Below are 16581 nucleotides of genomic sequence, written 5' to 3'. Positions count from 1 at the left end.
ATACTGCGTTTGGCAGATTTAATTTTTGCCACAGATTTTCAAGGATTTGTATTATCCGTGCTAATTCTCGTGGCAAAGACTATGCACTATGAACTGTTTCTTCTATCAATATCAACCCAAACACAGCGTAATTAATGATGTCGTAAAAATTAGCATCAATACCTTCACTGATGATGGTTTGCCCTCTGTTGGCAATAATTTGTTTGATGCGTAATATCTTTGCCAGTATCAGGTCCACAAAACTTTCCTGGCTCATGTTCCGCCAAGCTTCACCGTAATCATGGTTTTTATCCAGCATTAATTTTTTAGCGGTATTAACTTTTTCATTGTAGAGTTGTGCCACTGTTTCAACGGGCAACTCTTCCAGCTCATCATCTTTAATATCCAGTTGTATCAAACCAATGATTCCATAATTCAGGATGCCTTTAAATTCGCTGATGATATCATCGCCAATTTTCTGTTCGCCTTTTTCCTGTATAGTGCGAATGCGTTTTGCCTTGATATAGATCTGGTCGGCAACAGAAATGATCCTGTACACTCTCCATGAAGTACCATAGTCTTTGGTCTTCTTTAAAAATATTTCCCTGCAGCCCTGTACTGCGCTATCGTATTGCTGATTGGTATTACTCATTATTTTCCTGTCTTTTTAGTTGCAGGTTTTGATTTAGAAACTGGTTTAACGGTTTTTGATTTCACTACCGGTTTTGGTTTTTCAGGCGTAGCTGCTTTTGCCGGTGCAGATACTTTTTTTGCTGCTTCTTCAGCTTTTGCAATGGCCTCTTCAATCGTCATGGCATCCTTCACTTCCATATCAAATACCAGTATTTCATCAGGACTGATATCCGGCATTCTGCCGGTACTGCCAAAACCTAATGTAGAAGGAACATATATTGTTGCCCTTGTGCCCTTCTGCATTTCTGCCAATGCATCTGTCCATCCCAAAATAACATTTGCCGCTGGGCTCATCTCCACCATGTAAGGCTCTACATGTTTAAATTTAGGATCGGTATTGGAATCAAATACTTTTTTGTTACTGAATGACCGGCCTGTATAATTTACCGCAGCCTGGTACCCCTGCGCCAGCTTTGGCCCTGTGCCTTCTTTTGTGATAACGATATAAGTACCCAGCTTTGCTTTTATTGCCTTCAGTTTATTCTGTGTAAGGTAGGTTTCAATGGTCTTACTGTCTTTGGCAATCAGTTCTTTGTTCTGATCAAGCATTTGCTGCATCATCTGCTGTTGCTTTTGTTCTGCTTTTAACTTAGCTTCAGCGGCATGGCTATTCTGTGCACTGTCTACCTGTTCTTTGGTAGTATATACATTTACAATTCTGTAATGCTGGTAAATGTAGGTACCTTTTTGCATAAAGGGTGCCGCCTGGCCTTTGGACATGATACTATCTGCAGCCACTTTTAAAACAACACTATCTCCGTTATTGATGTTAAGAAATATTTCTTTAAACGGAGTTGGAAAAGTTGATGTATCATACAAACCGTATTGCGGCATTGCATCTTCATAAGTGCTGAATAACACACTATCCCTGTAGGTAGCAATCACACTCAGTTCCATATAATTTCCGTTCACCAGTTTTTCTGTTTTGCCCGAAGCAAAAATTTTATATTCAGAACCGTCTGAAGCCCTTTGGTAAACTGTTGTATCCGGATTAGATTGTGCAAGGGTATTTACTGATATGCCGGTAAACAGTAAAAAAAAGAGCGCTTTTGTCATTTAATTTTTTGAAGTTTGTATATCTGTTATAAATATCAAAAATAATTGAATTACGCCAATGTTCACATTAAACTGTAAGGGTAAATTATTAATGCTGGATTCGCCTGTGGTTATGGGTATTATTAATGCTACGCCCGATTCGTTTTACAAAGGCAATATTAACGAGGATATGATTGCACTGGCAGCTAAAATGCTTGCCGATGGTGCTGCCATTCTTGATATTGGCGGACAAAGCACCAAACCCGGCAGCGAAAGAATTACCGCAGCAGAAGAATTGAACAGGGTTGCTCCGGTAATAGCCGTCATCAGCGAAAAATTTCCGGAGGCCATCATTTCCATTGATACCTACAGCAGTACGGTTGCCCGTGCAGCAGTGCAGGCAGGTGCAGCTATTGTTAATGATATCAGCGCAGGCAATATGGATACTCAAATGCTGGCCACCGTTGCAGGCCTGCGTGTACCTTATGTGTGTATGCATATGCAAGGCACACCGGAAAGCATGCAAAAAGATCCTCAATACAATGATTTGACCAAAGAAGTACTTGATTTTTTTATTGCTAAAATACAGCAGTGTAAAAAAGAAGGCATCAACGATATTATTATTGATCCCGGTTTTGGTTTTGGTAAAACCGCTGCACACAATTTTTCTTTATTAAAAAAGATGGCCGTTTTACAACAGTTAAACCTGCCTGTGCTGGCGGGTATTTCCAGGAAAGGTACTATCTACAAAACATTAGGTGTTACCGCTGCTGAAGCCCTTAACGGCACTACTGTTTTAAATACAATCGCATTGATGAACGGAGCGTCGGTACTGAGGGTGCATGATGTAAAGGAAGCTATGGAAGCCATCACACTTTTTAATGCATACAAAAAAGCGCCCTGATAACCAGGGCGCTTTTCAATATTTCAATTGCTGGTATTATTTTTTAGGAGCAGGTGCAGCAGTGTTCTTCTGCGCTTTCTGAATACTGTCCATCATTTTTTGCTGTGCTTCCATTTGTTGTTTTTGCATAGCCTGTTGTTTTGCCTGCAATGCTTCTTCGTTCATTACATCAACCACTTCCATATCAAAAACTAAAATATCGCCTGGTTTAATATCCGGCCCCCTGCCTTCTTTACCATAACCTAAAGCCGAAGGAATATATACAGTAGCTTTAGTGCCTTTTTTCATTTGTGCAATGGCATCAAACCAACCTAAAATAAGTCCGCTTAATTGCCCCATGTTTACATCGTACGCACCAATATGTTTAAATTTAGGATCGGTATTAGAATCAAAAACTTTGCTGCTGTCGAATGTTTTACCGGTGTAGTTAATAGATGCAGTTTCTGAAGTGGTGATCTTTTCGCCGGTACCTTCATTTTGTACAGCTATATAAGTACCCCATTTGGTTTTAGTGGCTTTAATGTTGTTTTTAGCAAGATACTCTTCAATTACCTTGTCATCTTTTTCAATATCCGCCTTGCTTTCACCGATCATTTTTTCTACCTGTTCCAATTGTTTTTTGTAACCTCTTTCCCTCGCTACTTTCATGTGCGTTTTTTGTGCGCTGTCTACCTGTTCTTTGGTTGTATAAGAATTGGTGATGGTATAATACTGGTAAATAAACTGTCCTTTTTTCATGTAAGCAGGAGGCGTTTGGCCGGGTTGGGCCTGGCTTTTTGCCAATATGCTGTCAGTTGGTATTCTTAATACAATACTATCTCCTACGTGAATATTTTTAAATACTTCTTTAAAAGGCATCGGAAAATTTGCGGTATCATACAAACCATACTGCGGCATTCCTTCTTCAATGGTACTGAACAAAACAGTATCAATGCTGGCATCTTTATATTTGGCCAATACATTCAGCTCCATAAAATTGCCGGTAAGTAATTTGGCTCCTTTTGTAACACTGATTATTTTATACTCAGAACCGTCTTTATTTTTTTTAAACGGTGTTGTACACGACGCTAATGCTATAACGCAAATAACCGCTGCATTAAGAAATTGTTTCATTGTTTAATGGTATTATGTTTTTTAAAATTGATAACTACTTAATTGGGCTACATTCTCTTTCATAGCCTGTTTAAATTTTGCCACTACTTCTTCTAGCGGCTCTTTATTAAAACCACCGGCAGCATTAAAATGCCCGCCGCCGTTAAAATATTTTCTTGCAAAAGTATTTACATCAAAGCCTCCCTTGCTGCGGAAAGAACTTTTACGTTCTTCTCCCCTGTCTATTATTACAGCGGCCAATTTAATCCCTTTGATACTTAACGGGTAGTTAACGATACCTTCTGTATCTCCTGTACGCATATCGTATTTTACCAGGTCGGTTTGCGGTATGGCGATCAATGCGGTATTGTATTCATAAAATATTTCCATCCTGTTCAGCAATACATTGCCGATAAACCTGAAACGGTTCTCCAAAAAATTATCAAATAATTCTTCATGCACATGGCTGTGTTCCAATCCCCTGTCTTTAAGGTGTGCCACCATTTTATGTACACTGGCCGTGGTAGAAGGAAAACGAAAAGAACCTGTATCTGTCATGGTGCCGGCATAGATACATTCAGCAATCTCTGCTGTTATTTTATCTTCATTACCCGAAGCCATAATAAAATCGTAGATCATTTCGCAGGTAGAACTTTTTCCGGTATCGCTGATGCCATAGGCAAATACTTCTGTTTGTGGCTCCCGGTGATGATCGATCAGTATGCGCTGTGCTTTGGCCGCCATTAATTTCTCCTCCATTCTTTTGGTACGGCTGAGGGTATTAAAATCAAGGCAGAATATCCAGTCGGCCTCTGCAATGGCTGTATTGGCTTTTTCGTTAGGCGATTCAAAATCCAGCACACTCTTGCTGCCCGGCATCCAGCTTAAAAAAGTGGCCCAGTTGGTAGGCGATACCACGGTTACCTGGTGGCCGAACTGATTTAAAAAATGGTACAAGGCTAAAGATGAACCCATCGCATCCGCATCAGGTTTCTGGTGAGTGGTGATCACTACTTTTTTAGGTTGGCCAAGCAACGGGAATATATCTTGTATGGGCTGCATAAATGAGGCGCAAAAGTAGGGGAAATAGCTGATTTTTGATTTCTGATTTTAGATTTTGGATTTTTTTGAGCCCGCTATCCTGTAATATTAACACAAACTCCACATAAATCATAAATCCTGAATCAAAAATCTGCAATCCTTTCCTATCTTTGCGGCCTAAAAAAACGAACCAATGAGTAACAGAACATTCACAATGATCAAGCCTGATGCAACTGCCAAAGGAAATACAGGGGCAATTTTACAAATGATAAATGCAGCCGGTTTTAGAATTGTTGCTATGAAAACAACACACCTTAGCGCAGCAAAAGCAGGTGAGTTTTATGCAGTACATGCAGAAAGGCCTTTTTATGGCGAATTAGTGGAGTTTATGAGCCGTGGCCCTATTACCGCTGCCATTTTAGAAAAGGACAATGCAGTAGAAGATTTCCGTAAGCTGATAGGTGCAACCAATCCTGCTAATGCAGAAGAAGGTACCATCCGTAAACTATATGCGGCTTCTATTGGCGAAAACGCCATCCATGGCAGTGATAGCGACGAGAATGCAAGGATTGAAGGCGACTTCTTTTTCAGCAAACTGGAGCAATTTTAATACCTTCCTTAATTAAGATACCGGCCGTTGAATATTCAACGGCTTTTTAATGCTTTTGTTTGTGCTACATGAAAAGCCCCCCGAAAAATCAGGGGGCTGTTTCTTAACTAAAAGCACAAACAAACTAAGATCAGGGTAAAATCAGTGTATACTTATTAATAACGTAAAAGTTTGAAGTATATTGCATTTGTAATTGATATGACAACCACACTCACAATAATCAGGTACCGCAAACGCTTTGTATTTTTTGCCTTTCTGGCCATGGTGTTTTTTCGTTTTCCTTTATGGTTTAATAAAAGAAGCCGCTTTTGGAAATTAATGGGCAGTGGCAAAAACGGCACATTTGATAAAAAGCCCGATTTTCAGCAATGGGCCATACTCTCTGTATCTAACATAAGATTTAAAGAAGTACAATTAAAGCATTATAAACCAGACCTGTTACTACGTAAACTGTACGGGCCGTTTATCAGTGGCTGGATAGGTTTGTTTAATTGCGAAACCATCACTTACCTGCTCGATTCAATTGAAGGGCACGGTTTATGGGATGGGAAACAGGTATTTGGCGACCTGCCCAATAAATCTGATTATGAGGGGCAGATCGCCATACTCACAAGGGCAACCATCCGCCTGTCCCGGCTTAAAGCATTCTGGAAAAATGTAAACGGAGTGGCTTCCACTATGGCCGGCGCCAATGGCTTTATCACTTCCTATGGCATTGGCGAAATTCCGTGGATAAAACAAGCCACCTTCAGCATCTGGGATAGTAAGGCATCCATGAAAGCATTTGCCTATCAAAGTAAAGAGCACCAGGAAGTAATACAAAAAACCCGTAAAGAAGACTGGTACAGTGAAGATATGTTTGTACGTTTTAAAATTACAGGTTGCGTAGGCACCGTTAACGGCACTAATCCGTTGAAAGGAATAGTGTAATTTTGAACGAATACAGCTGGCTTCCTATAAACGGTCATTATCAGAAAATATCACTGTAATGATACTAAAAAAATACTGTAACGCAATGAAACTCTTTTATAGCACCGTACTGCTTTTCTGTATTATTATTTCATGCACTGCACAAAAAAGAAATGCCTATACTGATTCAATCATTGCTTATCAAAAAAAATATGCTGCAACACATGAAGTGGTAAAAGAAAATGATAAAAAATTCTTCCGCTTCTTTCCTGCCGATAAGAAATTTTTGGTACAATGCCGCTTTCAGAGATCAACAGACAGCAGTGTTGTAAGAATGAACACTTCGGGCAAAACCATTCCTCAAAAAGATTATTTTCGTTACGGTAAATTAATTTTCAAACTGCATGATACAGCATTGCAGTTAACGGTGTACCAATCCAGGTCATTAAGGCAAGATCCGCAGTACAAAGATTATTTATTTATTCCTTTTACTGATATTACAACAGGTGAAGCAACTTATGGCAGTGGCCGCTATATTGATATTTTAACCACCGACATTAAGAACAATACGGTAACCATAGATTTCAATAAAGCTTACAATCCTTATTGCGCTTACACCACAGGCTACAACTGCCCTATCCCCCCGGCAGAAAATTATTTACCCGTTGCTGTTAAAGCGGGCGAAAAAACTTTTGCCAAACCGGGAGCACATTAAAATTAACCGGCAATTTTTTACATGCAATACCAAAAAACTTTCAGGCATTATCTTTCACTGGTATTATTGTTTGCGCCTGCCATCCTTTTTGGTGTACTCATTTTTTTATTCAGAAAAGATCCGGCTCTCAGCATCGGCACCCAATTTCCTTTTTTACCCTGGCAGTTTTTTGTGATCGCATGCTGCGGCTGCATTGCCACCATTGGAGGTGTGTTGGACTGGCAGTTTCACCGTGACCCTTTACAATTAAAAATTCCTAAAAAAGAAAGAGATGCAGAAGCAAAGGCATTGGGCCTTGGCGGACTCCCGATGTTTATTATTATGTGGATGGCAATGCTAAGTGCAAAACCGGCCCACTTTCTTATCCCGATTATAGCAGTGCTTATTTATACGGTAGCTGCCATTTGTTATGATGAATTTGTTTTTCATATTAAAAGGTGCGGCAGAAAGGAAACCATTTATCACAGGATGTTGGTTTTTGGCAATGGTATTGCATGGCTGGCATGGTTTCATTTTATTTATTACAAATGAAGTACAGGCAATTACTGGAACAAAGCAAAATTTACCTGGATAAAAATCCGGCTTATGTGGATACGCCGGTAAGCATTCATATATTTACATCGGGAGCAAAATGGATGGCTGACCAATTGAATGCCACTACAAGCTTTAACAGCGCTATACATTTCGGGTGGTACGGGGTTTTAAAATATAGTGTTTGTGTACTGGCATTTTTTGCAGCAGCTATTTCATTATGGCACATCAATATTTTTTTGCTGCCGTTGGCAATACTGGTATTTTATTTTTTTGAGGTACATTTTTTATTCTTATTCCCCTTGTTGATTGATAATGTAAAACAACCGCTGCTAAAAAGTATTCAGCTGAGTTATGCTACCGGAATTTTAACCTGCATGGCAACAGTTATCCCCATCAGTATTTTTATGCTTGCCGGTGTACTGAATTTAAAAGCACCCTTTAAAAACTGGCATATCGGAAGCCTTGCCATTTTAACCTGGTATAAAAATGATATTAGAAACCGGTTATAACCATTCCTTCATCATTCGTCATGAGCAATACCACGGCTCCAGTGCTGTAAACTTCACCGTACTCTATCTTTCCGATCTTCATTTCAACAAATTCAGCGGGCCTGTTACTCAAAAAATAATTGCTGCCGTAAATAAATTACAGCCGGATATTATTCTTTTGGGTGGCGATTATGTGGATAGTAAAAAAGGTTTGGTATATTTAAACATGCTGTTGCAATCGTTTGGGCATTGCAACAATATTTTTGCCATAGCCGGCAACCACGATTATTATTTCGGGCTTAGTTACCTGCAGGAAATTATGGTTGCCAATGCTGTACACTGGATTGAAAAAGATACCATGCTTTTTAAATGGAACAATCATACCATACAAATTGATGGCAACCAGCCCTGTACTAAAAAAAGCAATGCCGATTTTTCAATTTTATGTTTACACAAACCTGTTAACATAAAAGACTTTGCCCATAATTACCATTTGGTTTTTGCAGGGCATTTGCATGGCGGCCAGTTTGTTTTGTGGCAAACACCCAAAGGGCTTTACCCCGGTAAATTATTTTATAAGTGGAATATACTTAAAACAACTATTGCCGGCTGTGCTTATTTTATCAGTAAAGGCTTAGGTGATACATTACCCGTAAGGTTCAATTGCGCCAGAGACATGATATTTGTACAGGTAAATAATAACACCCTGTTGTAAACTTTTTTTAAAACTAAATTTTCAAATTATGCGGCCCGTTATTTCCATTACTATCGCTACCGTTTATGCGCTTACCATACGTTTACTATTTGGTTTTTTTGGGGAGATTACGGGCATTATGAGTATTGGCCTGCTGATACTTTCCCCATTTGTTGTGGGTTATCTTACCATCATACTATTACCAAAAGGTAAAGCCTCCAGCCAGTCAGCAGCTTTTTTTCTGCCCTGGCTCACCAGTCTTGTTATTCTGGTGGTTACCATTTCCCTGGATATTGAAGGCAGCATTTGCTGGATCATGATATTCCCCATCTTTGCAATTTTTGCCGGTTTAGGCGGATTGATTGCCTATGGCAGGAGAAAACGTAAATCAGATATAGAAGATCTTGAAAATTACGACGACTGGACAAAACCGGATACTTTAAAAATTTCGGTACTCATACTTTTTCCTTTTGTATTTGGTATTGTGGAAGGCGACCGGTCTTTAAGCAAAAAAGAAATGGTGATCACAAAATCGGTTGTAATTAAAGCTTCACCTGCGGCTGTGTGGAAAGCATTGGGTTCCATCAACGAAATAGCTGCTGCAGAAAGACACACTTCATTTTCGGTGATGCTGGGTTTTCCTTCTCACCTGCGTACAACTTTAGATACACTTGCGGTTGGTGGTACAAGAATGGCATATTATGAAAAGGGTTTGTACTTTACCGAAACGATCCGCAAATGCGAACCGGAAAAATTACTGGTACTCGATATTAAAACAGATCCGCTTAAAATACCGCCTACGGTAATGGACGAACATATTGTGATCGGGGGCAAACATGTGGACATATTGCAGGACGTTTATACACTGGAGCAATTGCCTGATGGCAGTTCCCGTTTATCCTTATCCAGCCGCTTTTTTATTAACACACCATTCAATTGGTATGCAGGCATCTGGGCCGATTATTTGATGAGTGATATATTGCATGAAGAATTGAACCTGATAAAGGCAAGAGCTGCAAAATTATAACCTTATTAAGATCTTTATGCAGGAAATGTATCGGAATATAATTTCACTGTACCTGGTTTTACAACCCTGCTCCCATCATCGATTGCTGATGTTTCATTTTATTCAGGGAAGGATCTAATTCAATCGCTTTATCGCACATGGCCTGCCCCTTATCTTTTTGCCCTTTCTTTTGAAAACACATACCTGCCTGGTACAGTGCTTTGGCATCTTTCATATCCAGCTCCATCAGCTTCTGGCAAAACTCTAAAGATTTATCATACAATTTCTGATCGTAATAAGCCTGTGCAATATCTCTTAAAATGTCTTTGTTACCCGGCTTTTTGGCCATAATATCCAGTAAGATCTTTTCTCCTTTTTCAAACTCACCGGCATAGATATACGAATAACCCAGGTTTTCATTAAAATCGTTGCTTTGCGGAAAACCATTTGCTGCTGCTTTATTAAACGCTGTTATAGCTCCTTTAAAATTGTTATTGTTGTAATAGAGCAATCCCAGCTCATGCAGCCATACATTTTTGGTGGTATCCAAAACCACCGCTTTCTCGTAGTAACTGATCGCTTTTTTTTCCATTTCCATTTCCAGGTAAGTGCGGCCAAGTGTATATACTACTTCTGCATCGTTCGGGGTTTTGGCAACCAGTGGCAACAATGCTTTTTCTGCCTTTGCATAATCTTCCTGCTGAAAATAACAGATAGCAATTACTTTGTCGGCATTGGCACAATCCTTACATTTTTGTGCGTAGGTTACTGCTTTTGCATATTGGCGGTAACTGAAATACAAATTCATCAATTCGTTTATCGCCAGGTTATTTTCCGGTTCCAGTTCGTTGGCTTTTGTAAAATTGGTAATGGCAGCATCTGTTTTCCTCATTTCAAGGTTGGCATATCCATTATCAATATATGCTGCAGTATAATTGGGATTAAACTTTATTGCCTTATCAAAATTTTTGGATGCTGCTAAATATTTTTTAGCGGTCTTCTCTTCCATCCCCTTTTGATAATAAAAACTGGCGCTGTCTGTTGTTTGAGAAAATGATTGTATTGCGGATAACAATACAATGGCTGTTAGTGCGTTTTTCATATTAAGGTTTAAATCAAAAATTATTCCACTATTTCAATACTATAGCTGCTAACGCAGGAAGGTGCACATTTATTTCATACAACCCGGTCTTTTTATCCACCAAATGCAAGCCTATTTCCGGGTTGTAGGTATCACCCGTTCCCCAGTATTTTTTACTATCACTGTTAAATATTTCCTTCCACTCTGCTTTGCCCTGTACATTTATCTTCCAGTTGGTGCGTACTACCGGTGTCATATTCAATATTACCAGCACATCATCCTTCTTTTTCTTCCCCTTACGGCGAAATACGATCACCGATTCCTGCCGGTGATTCAGGTCAATCCATTCAAAACCAGCCGCATCAAATTGCAGCTCGTGCAAAGCCGGTTCATTTTTATATAAATGGCACAGGTCTTTCACACATTCCCTCATCATGCTGTGGCAATCAAAGGCCAGTAATTCCCAGTCCAGTTCGCTTTTATAATTCCATTCTGTTGTTTGTGCAAATTCGTTCCCCATAAACAACAGTTTTGCACCCGGGTGCATAAACATGTACGAATACAGTAAACGCAGGTTGGCAAATTTCTGCCACTCGTCTCCCGGCATTTTATATATCATCGGGCTTTTGCCATGTACTACTTCATCATGGCTTAAAGGCAACATAAAATTTTCGTCAAAATAATACATCATGCTGAAGGTGAATTTATTCTGATGATGTGGCCTGAACAAAGGATCAAACTTAAAATAATCCAGTGTATCATGCATCCACCCCATCATCCACTTCATACCAAAGCCCAAACCACCTTCAGTGGTAGGTTTGCTTATCTTTGGCCAGTCGGTAGCCTCTTCTGCAATAGTCTGTACATCCGGAAAATCCCTGTAAATAGTTTCATTAAGATGTTTTACAAATTCAATAGCTTCTAAATTTCCATTGCTGCCAAAAATATTGGGTTCCCATTCTCCTTCCTTCCTGGAGTAATCCAGTCGTAAAATGGAACTTACTGCATCTACCCTGATACCATCAATATGAAATTTATCAAACCAATACCTGGCACCGCTTATTAAAAAGGATTTTACTTCGCCCCTGCTGTAATTAAAAATATAGCTGTTCCAATCCGGGTGAAACCCTTTACGCATATCTGCGTACTCATACGTATGCGTACCATCAAACATAAACAATCCGTGTGCATCATACGGAAAATGAGAAGGTACCCAGTCTAATATCACGCCAATATCGGCCCGGTGAAAAGCATCCACCATGGCCATAAAATCTTCGGGTGTGCCAAAACGTGATGTGGGAGCAAAATAACCGGTACCCTGGTAGCCCCAGCTGCCATCAAAAGGGTGTTCCATCACGGGCATTAATTCCACATGCGTAAAACCCATCTCTTTAATGTAAGGCACCAGGCGCTCAGTTATCTGTTCGTAACTGTTTAAACTCTCTTCATCATTTTTTACAGGACGCATCCAGCTGGCTAAATTTACTTCGTATACACTCCATGCCGAATTAAGGGAATTGTTCTTCTTTCTTTTTTTCATCCAGGTGGCATCAGTCCAGTTATCGGTCATATGCCAGGCAATAGATGCCGTGTTGGGCCTCACTTCCCAGTAATTGGCATAAGGGTCGCCTTTATCTAATTGCACACCTTTATAACCAATGATGCGGTATTTATAAGCCTGCCCCTTTTTATAATGGGGTATAAATCCTTCCCAGATACCGGAACTATCCAGGCGCACCAATAACTGGTGTGCAACAGGGTTCCATTCATTAAAATCGCCAATTACACTTACCATCGTGGCATTGGGGGCCCAAACTGAAAAGTAAAAGCCATCGGTTTCCAGCACCTTACAATGATGACTGCCGAATTTGGTGTAGGCGTTATACAATGTACCGTTTTGGTAGTTTCGTATATCCTCGTCTGTAAACAAGGAGTAATTCCACACCGGTTTAGTGCTGTCTACAAAATGCTCCTCTTCGTATTTGATTGCTGTTACCACTTTTTTTGTTGTTTTCTTTTTTGCCGCTGAAGAATGTGATGTTGCCATTTATGGAAATAGGTTGATAATGAATCACTGATATGACGATTTTTGCTTTAACGTAAATTTAAGATTTGTAATCAAGGAAATTACAATTATTATTACGACCTTTAACTAAGAATTTAGTTATCGCCATAAAAAACAAAACCATCTCCTGTTTATGCTCAAACTACCTGCACTGCTTATTGGCTTACTTTGCCTTTCAGCAGCCACCTTTGGTCAAACTATTACTGTCTCCGGTAGTTTGAAGGACAATACCGAAAAAAAATCTGTAAAAAATGCTGTTGTAGCACTGGTAAGACAAAAAGATTCTGTTTTGTACAAATTTACCAGGACCGACAATGAAGGAAACTTTGCATTAAAAAATGTATTGCCCGGCAATTACACCTTATTAACTACACATCCCCTGTACGCCGATTACGTAGACAGTATTACTATTAAAGACGCTGAAACCCGGCTCGGCAGCATCGGCCTGATCAATAAAAGTAAATTATTACAGGAAGTAATTGTAAAAAGCGGCAACCCTATCCGTATAAAAGGGGATACTACTATATATACAGCAGATAGTTTTAAAGTAAAAGATGGCGCCAGCGTAGAAGACCTGCTACGTAAAATGCCCGGCTTCCAGGTGGGAAAGGACGGGCAGCTTAAAGCTCAAGGCGAAACGGTAAAAAATGTATTGGTAGATGGTGAGGAATTTTTTGGCAGTGACCCCGGCATGGCTTTAAAGAACCTGCAGGCAAATACGGTACAGGAAGTACAGGTGTATGATAAAAAAAGTGACCAGGCTACTTTTACAGGTATTGATGATGGTATAAAAGAGAAAACGGTAAACCTTAAACTGAAGAACAATAAAAAGCAAGGGTATTTTGGTAAAATTGAGGCCGGCGGCGGTACACCCGATAATTACAGTAACAGTGCCATGCTGAATGCTTTTAAAGATAAAAGAAAATTAAGCGCTTTTGGTTTTATGAGTAATACCGGCCGCACTGATCTTGGCTGGCAGGACGCTGAAAAATTTGGCGGCGGGGAAATGGATGGTATGACAAGCGGCATGGATGATGATGGTAATACCTGGTACAGCTATAGCAGTAATGGCAATAATAATGGTATTCCCAAAAACTGGAATGGTGGTATACATTACAGTAATAAATACATGGGCGACAGCCTGAACATCAATGGCAGTTACCGTTACGCTAAAGTGTACACTCCGGGAGGTACACAAACATTCAGTAAGACATATTTACCTGATACCAGCTGGTTGAATAACAGCAGGTCTACCTCTTTTAATAACAGCCAGAAACATACGATGAATTTTACCCTGGAACGTAAACTGGATAGCAACAACACGATCAAGTTTGTGAACAGGGGCGGTATCAGTCACACTGAATCCAGCAGCAACTATTACGAAGAGAGTTTAACTAACCAGAATGATTTTATTAATAACAGTACCCGTAAAACCAGTACCAAAAGCGATGCACAAAACTACCAGGGCACATTAAGCTGGAACCACAAGTTTAAAAAAGCGAGACGTACTTTTTCTGCTACTGCTGATGCCAATATTAATCACACCGACAGTAAAACATTCCTGTACTCCCTTAACAATTTTTACAAAGGCTCGGTGATATCGCAAAAGGATACAACAGACCAGGAGACCATCAATAAAGCTGACTCTAAAACTTTTACTGTTAACATGGCCTATACAGAGCCACTCAATAAATATTTATCATTGGGTATCAACTCCAGTACAGCTATCAATAACAGCAGTAACAACAGGGATGTAATGAAGAATGACGGGGTTGGCAACTACACCAATAAAGTAGATTCTTTAAGTAACAATTTTGATTTCAACCGTTTTGTACAACGCAATGGCTTATCATTAAGAATAGTGAAAAAGAAATTTTCGGGAGGTATTGGTGCTGCGCTTGCCTTTAACAGTTTTAAACAAAACAATATTTCCAAAGGCGTTAAACAGGATTATGATTTTACTACTTTCTTTCCCAATGCCAATTTCAATATTAAGCTGAAAGGCAATAAAAACTTACGGTTTAATTACAACGGTAATGCACAGGCTCCTTCCCTGCAACAGCTGCAACCGTTAACCGATAACAGCAACCCTTTAAGTGTTGTAATTGGTAACCCCGACCTGAAACAATCTTTTACCAATAATTTTTCCGGGGGATTGCAATGGTATAAACCACTTAGTGATAATGCCCTGTGGAGTTATTTCAGCTATAGTACCACCAGCAATGCATTTTCTCAATACAACCGTATTGATACCATGGGCCGGAATGTTTACCAGACGGTAAACGTAAATGGTAATAAAAATTTCTATCTGAATATTGACTATAATTTTTCAGTAGGTAAAGGCAAGAAAAAAATCGGTTTAGGTTTTGGGCCCAATATAGAATTTAACCGTAACAATGATTTTGTGAATGGTATAAAAAATACCAACAACACCACTACCTACAGCATGAGCATAAATATGAACAAATATGTAGAGAACAAATTTGATTTTTATATTTCTCCAAGAATTGCTTACAGCCAGTCTACCTCTTCCATCAACAGCAGCAGTAATACCAACTTCTGGATGTTTACCGGCTGGGCACAGGGTTCGATATATTTAAAGAAGAACCTTTCTATAAATACCAATGCTAATTTTAACTTTCGCCAGAAAGATCCCAGGTTTCCTCAAAATAACAACTATACCAAATGGAATGCGGATATAAAAAAGTATGTGTACAAAAAAGAGATCAGTGTTAAGTTTGGTATTAATGATATACTTAACCAGAACCGTGGCTACGAAAGAAATTTCAGTACCTATAAGTTTACAGAAAGTTATTATAATACACTCAAAAGATACTGGTTGCTGACCCTTACATGGGAATTTACTCACAATAAAAAACAAGCTGCTGCCCCTGCTCCTGCTGCAGCTACACCCATAATAAAATAATCATGAAAAAGATATTATTATTTACTGCCGCACTGATCACAATTTTTAGCTTTACGGGCACTGCACAGCAATTTATTGACAAAGCCACAATCGAGTTCCAGGTAACGGTGAATAACCACAAAAGCTTTGATGCCTGGTTCGATAATAATGAAAATGAAACCAGCTGGCAGGAAAACTATAAGAGTAACGTAGCCAAATACACTATATCGTATTACGACTACACTTTCAGCAACAACAAAAGTATTTATACTTTTAACCACCTGGATGAAAAGAATAAAACGCAAAGGGATAATGATGTGTTTTATGAAGGCAATGCCTGGTACTACGATTTTAATACTGGCACCAGCGCTTTCAACAGGAATTTCTGGGGCGATGATTTTAATTTCACAGATAGTATAAAAGAGATCAACTGGAAATTAGTACCTACAGAAAGCCGCATCATTGCAGGCTTTAACTGCAGGAAAGCTTATACGGTTTTGTTTGACAGTGTTTATGTGTTCGCATTTTATACTGATGAAATAACCATCAGCGGCGGCCCCGTAGGTATGCATGGTTTACCGGGCATGATACTGGGTGTAACCGTACCCCGCATGTACAGCAGCTGGGTGGCTACCAAAGTAAATGTTGCCGGTGTTGATGAAAGTAAAATTGTAAATCCTGCCGGCAAAAAAAGCAAGACCAAAGATGAGATGCTGAAAAAATTTATGAAAAAAGCCGAAGAAGATGGTAAGTGGATGCAGCGGAATATCTGGAATTTATTTCTATAAAAAAAGGCCCCAGCAAGTTGGGGCCTTTCTTTATACCTTAAG

16 protein-coding genes are annotated in these 16581 nt (G+C 39.4%); 10 read left to right on the top strand and 6 right to left on the bottom strand.

The window, feature by feature from the left end; all coding sequences use genetic code 11:
* Positions 1–79: 79 nt before the first annotated feature.
* A complete protein-coding gene (locus ACYVM0_RS01645) occupies positions 80–631 on the bottom strand; it encodes a DUF1599 domain-containing protein (protein ID WP_460551483.1) in 552 nt (183 codons plus the stop codon).
* Positions 631–1728: an FKBP-type peptidyl-prolyl cis-trans isomerase gene (locus ACYVM0_RS01640; protein WP_460551480.1), complete on the bottom strand. Its 1098-nt coding sequence runs from the start codon at positions 1726–1728 to the stop codon at positions 631–633. The genes ACYVM0_RS01645 and ACYVM0_RS01640 overlap by 1 nt, the downstream gene beginning before the upstream one ends.
* A 58-nt stretch (positions 1729–1786) precedes the next feature.
* Between ACYVM0_RS01640 and folP the strand changes: the two genes are divergently transcribed.
* Positions 1787–2611 (top strand): dihydropteroate synthase, encoded by an 825-nt coding sequence (gene folP, locus ACYVM0_RS01635; protein WP_460551477.1) that lies wholly within the window; start codon positions 1787–1789, stop codon positions 2609–2611.
* Between the two features lie 36 nt (positions 2612–2647).
* Here folP and ACYVM0_RS01630 read toward each other — a convergent pair whose 3' ends face one another.
* Positions 2648–3724 carry an FKBP-type peptidyl-prolyl cis-trans isomerase gene (locus tag ACYVM0_RS01630; protein ID WP_460551474.1) on the bottom strand — a complete coding sequence of 359 codons (1077 nt, stop codon included), beginning with the start codon at positions 3722–3724 and terminating at the stop codon, positions 2648–2650.
* 21 nt (positions 3725–3745) lie between these two features.
* Positions 3746–4765, bottom strand: coding sequence for a DHH family phosphoesterase (locus tag ACYVM0_RS01625; protein ID WP_460551472.1), 1020 nt, complete (start codon positions 4763–4765; stop codon positions 3746–3748).
* Between the two features lie 172 nt (positions 4766–4937).
* On the opposite strand from ACYVM0_RS01625, the gene ACYVM0_RS01620 reads away from it, so the two are divergent.
* The 7 genes from ACYVM0_RS01620 to ACYVM0_RS01590 all read left to right on the top strand — a co-directional run bounded on the left by ACYVM0_RS01620 (position 4938) and on the right by ACYVM0_RS01590 (position 9721).
* Positions 4938–5354: a nucleoside-diphosphate kinase gene (locus ACYVM0_RS01620; protein WP_460551469.1), complete on the top strand. Its 417-nt coding sequence runs from the start codon at positions 4938–4940 to the stop codon at positions 5352–5354.
* Between the two features lie 171 nt (positions 5355–5525).
* Positions 5526–6284, top strand: coding sequence for a spheroidene monooxygenase (locus tag ACYVM0_RS01615; protein ID WP_460551466.1), 759 nt, complete (start codon positions 5526–5528; stop codon positions 6282–6284).
* A gap of 85 nt (positions 6285–6369) precedes the next feature.
* Complete coding sequence (locus ACYVM0_RS01610) at positions 6370–6978, top strand: DUF1684 domain-containing protein (RefSeq protein ID WP_460551464.1); 609 nt, start codon at positions 6370–6372, stop codon at positions 6976–6978.
* Between the two features lie 21 nt (positions 6979–6999).
* Positions 7000–7509: a hypothetical protein gene (locus ACYVM0_RS01605; RefSeq protein WP_460551461.1), complete on the top strand. Its 510-nt coding sequence runs from the start codon at positions 7000–7002 to the stop codon at positions 7507–7509.
* Positions 7506–8021, top strand: a complete 516-nt coding sequence (locus ACYVM0_RS01600; protein WP_460551458.1) for a hypothetical protein — start codon at positions 7506–7508, stop codon at positions 8019–8021. Before ACYVM0_RS01605 ends, ACYVM0_RS01600 begins: the two co-directional genes overlap by 4 nt.
* Positions 7999–8715 (top strand): metallophosphoesterase, encoded by a 717-nt coding sequence (locus ACYVM0_RS01595; RefSeq protein ID WP_460551455.1) that lies wholly within the window; start codon positions 7999–8001, stop codon positions 8713–8715. Before ACYVM0_RS01600 ends, ACYVM0_RS01595 begins: the two co-directional genes overlap by 23 nt.
* 28 nt (positions 8716–8743) lie before the next feature.
* A complete protein-coding gene (locus tag ACYVM0_RS01590) occupies positions 8744–9721 on the top strand; it encodes an SRPBCC family protein (RefSeq protein WP_460551452.1) in 978 nt (325 codons plus the stop codon).
* Positions 9722–9779: 58 nt separating this feature from the next.
* Here the strand turns inward: ACYVM0_RS01590 and ACYVM0_RS01585 are convergent, their stop codons facing one another.
* A complete protein-coding gene (locus tag ACYVM0_RS01585) occupies positions 9780–10802 on the bottom strand; it encodes a tetratricopeptide repeat protein (RefSeq protein WP_460551449.1) in 1023 nt (340 codons plus the stop codon).
* 28 nt (positions 10803–10830) lie between these two features.
* A complete protein-coding gene (gene glgB, locus ACYVM0_RS01580) occupies positions 10831–12828 on the bottom strand; it encodes a 1,4-alpha-glucan branching protein GlgB (RefSeq protein WP_460551446.1) in 1998 nt (665 codons plus the stop codon).
* Positions 12829–12979: 151 nt separating this feature from the next.
* Here glgB and ACYVM0_RS01575 point away from each other — a divergent pair, with 151 nt between their 5' ends.
* The gene (locus ACYVM0_RS01575; protein WP_460551444.1) at positions 12980–15772 is read left to right on the top strand and encodes an outer membrane beta-barrel protein; all 2793 of its coding nucleotides are present in this window, start codon (positions 12980–12982) and stop codon (positions 15770–15772) included.
* Positions 15773–15774: 2 nt separating this feature from the next.
* The gene (locus ACYVM0_RS01570) at positions 15775–16539 is read left to right on the top strand and encodes a GLPGLI family protein (protein WP_460551441.1); all 765 of its coding nucleotides are present in this window, start codon (positions 15775–15777) and stop codon (positions 16537–16539) included.
* Positions 16540–16581 lie beyond the last annotated feature (42 nt).

It is taken from the genome of Ferruginibacter profundus, from assembly GCF_054783275.1.
This window is presented reverse-complemented; position numbering and strand designations above follow the sequence as displayed.

Coding starts and splice junctions, on each gene's coding strand:
- folP (WP_460551477.1), top strand. CDS start 1,787: ATGTTCACATTAAACTGTAAGGGTAAATTATTAATGCTGGATTCGCCT.
- ACYVM0_RS01640 (WP_460551480.1), bottom strand. CDS start 1,728: ATGACAAAAGCGCTCTTTTTTTTACTGTTTACCGGCATATCAGTAAAT.
- ACYVM0_RS01620 (WP_460551469.1), top strand. CDS start 4,938: ATGAGTAACAGAACATTCACAATGATCAAGCCTGATGCAACTGCCAAA.
- ACYVM0_RS01585 (WP_460551449.1), bottom strand. CDS start 10,802: ATGAAAAACGCACTAACAGCCATTGTATTGTTATCCGCAATACAATCA.
- ACYVM0_RS01630 (WP_460551474.1), bottom strand. CDS start 3,724: ATGAAACAATTTCTTAATGCAGCGGTTATTTGCGTTATAGCATTAGCG.
- ACYVM0_RS01595 (WP_460551455.1), top strand. CDS start 7,999: ATGATATTAGAAACCGGTTATAACCATTCCTTCATCATTCGTCATGAG.
- ACYVM0_RS01625 (WP_460551472.1), bottom strand. CDS start 4,765: ATGCAGCCCATACAAGATATATTCCCGTTGCTTGGCCAACCTAAAAAA.
- ACYVM0_RS01600 (WP_460551458.1), top strand. CDS start 7,506: ATGAAGTACAGGCAATTACTGGAACAAAGCAAAATTTACCTGGATAAA.
- ACYVM0_RS01570 (WP_460551441.1), top strand. CDS start 15,775: ATGAAAAAGATATTATTATTTACTGCCGCACTGATCACAATTTTTAGC.
- ACYVM0_RS01605 (WP_460551461.1), top strand. CDS start 7,000: ATGCAATACCAAAAAACTTTCAGGCATTATCTTTCACTGGTATTATTG.
- glgB (WP_460551446.1), bottom strand. CDS start 12,828: ATGGCAACATCACATTCTTCAGCGGCAAAAAAGAAAACAACAAAAAAA.
- ACYVM0_RS01610 (WP_460551464.1), top strand. CDS start 6,370: ATGAAACTCTTTTATAGCACCGTACTGCTTTTCTGTATTATTATTTCA.
- ACYVM0_RS01575 (WP_460551444.1), top strand. CDS start 12,980: ATGCTCAAACTACCTGCACTGCTTATTGGCTTACTTTGCCTTTCAGCA.
- ACYVM0_RS01645 (WP_460551483.1), bottom strand. CDS start 631: ATGAGTAATACCAATCAGCAATACGATAGCGCAGTACAGGGCTGCAGG.
- ACYVM0_RS01590 (WP_460551452.1), top strand. CDS start 8,744: ATGCGGCCCGTTATTTCCATTACTATCGCTACCGTTTATGCGCTTACC.